The following is a 1,584-nucleotide window of genomic DNA, read 5'->3' as shown; positions in this document are numbered from 1 at the left end:
AATGAGGTTTGTCTAGGACCTTGTTCGACCAGTTCAGAAGGGCATCTCGCGGATGCAATCTTCTCATGCCGCCGGGCACGTCTCGGCCTCGTTCTCGGATCCGAACCTCATCGCCTCGGCCGGCCTGGTGCCGCTGGTGCGTCTGGCCGAGCGGTGCGAGCTCGCGACGCTGATACGCCGGCACGTCGATCTGGGTGTTTCGGCGGGAGCGAACCCGGCGGGCAAGGCGATGAGCCTGATCGCGGGCATGTGCGCGGGTGCAGACAGCATCGACGACATGGACGTGCTGCGCTCCGGCGGGCTCAACCGGTGCTTCGCCGGGATCTACGCGCCCTCCACGCTCGGCAGCTTCCTGCGTTCCTTCACCCACGGGCACGTGCGCCAGTTACAGGCCGCCGCCCGCCGGTTCACCGCGAACCTCATCGGACACGCCGGGCTGATCCCGCCCGGTGAGCCGATCGTCTACCTGGACATCGACTCGAAGGTCAAGCGGGTCTACGGCCCGGCCAAGCAAGGAGCGTCGTTCGGATACACCAAGGTGCGCGGCCTGCACTTCCAGATCGTCACCGCCTCCACCGCGTCCTCGCGCCCCGTGATCGTGGCAACCCGGCTGCGCAGGGGCAGCGCGGGCTCCGGCAAGGGCGCGGCCTCGCTCGTCGCCGAGGCGATCCGCGCGGTGCGCGAGGCCGGGGTCACCGCGACGATCGTGGTGCGCGCGGACTCCGCGTTCTTCTCCGCCAAACTCGTCAAGGCCGTGCGCGCCGCCGGGGCGCTGTTCTCGATCACTGTCGGGAACACCGCGCGCATCCGCGCTGCCGTGTCCCGGATCCCCGAAGCCGCCTGGACTCCGATCAAGTACCGCGACGCGGTCTGGGACGAAGACGAGCACCGCTGGGTCTCCGAGGCCGAGATCGCCGAGATCCGCTACACCGCCTTCGTCTCCAAGGCCAAGGACCTGCAGGTCACAGCAAGGCTCATCGTGCGCCGCGTCAAACGCCTGAACCCGGCCACCGTCCCCGAAGGACAGGGCGAGCTCTTCGCCGCCCACCGCCACCACGCATTCTTGACCGACAGCCCGCTGACCATCACCCAGGCCGAGCCGAACCACAGGAAACACGCGGTCATCGAGCAGGTCTTCTCCGACCTCGAAGACGGCCCGCTCGGCCACCTGCCCTCCGGGCGCTTCCAGGCCAACGCCGCGTGGCTGACCCTCGCCGCGATCTCCCACAACCTCACCCGCGCCGCCGGGACGCTCGCCGACCGGTTCCACGCGAAGGCAACCGGAGCAACCATCCGCCGCAACCTGGTCAACATTCCTGCGCGGATCGCCACCAGCGCCCGCCGCATCCGCCTACACCTGCCCGAGAACTGGCCCTGGTTCCCGGGATTCCTCACCTTGTGGACGAGAACCGGCCACCGCCCGATCCTGACCTGACCCACGACCCCCGCCACATCCGCCACGACTCGAGAACCCCGGAAGACCCCGCCCGGACGGCCACCCGGCGATCGGTCCTGCCCGCGTAACAGGTAGGACCGATCGCAGCCGCAGAATCAGACTTTTAAAACTGGCTCGGTGGATCGAGG

General features: G+C 68.6%; 1 protein-coding gene. It reads left to right on the top strand.

The annotated features are described in order from the left end of the window. The first annotated feature begins 52 nt into the window (after nt 1-52). Nucleotides 53-1,435 carry an IS1380 family transposase gene (locus KDL01_RS41005; protein ID WP_212534124.1) on the top strand — a complete coding sequence of 461 codons (1,383 nt, stop codon included), beginning with the start codon at nt 53-55 and terminating at the stop codon, nt 1,433-1,435. Nucleotides 1,436-1,584: the final 149 nt, after the last annotated feature.

It is taken from the genome of Actinospica durhamensis, from assembly GCF_018139695.1.
GTDB classification, from domain to species: domain Bacteria; phylum Actinomycetota; class Actinomycetes; order Streptomycetales; family Catenulisporaceae; genus Actinospica; species Actinospica durhamensis.
The sequence above is the reverse complement of the archived record's forward strand: the minus strand, read 5'-3'. Positions and strand labels throughout refer to the sequence as shown.

Bases quoted from the DNA above. Each gene is read 5' to 3' on its own strand.
- KDL01_RS41005 (WP_212534124.1), top strand. From the start codon at position 53: ATGCAATCTTCTCATGCCGCCGGGCACGTCTCGGCCTCGTTCTCGGAT.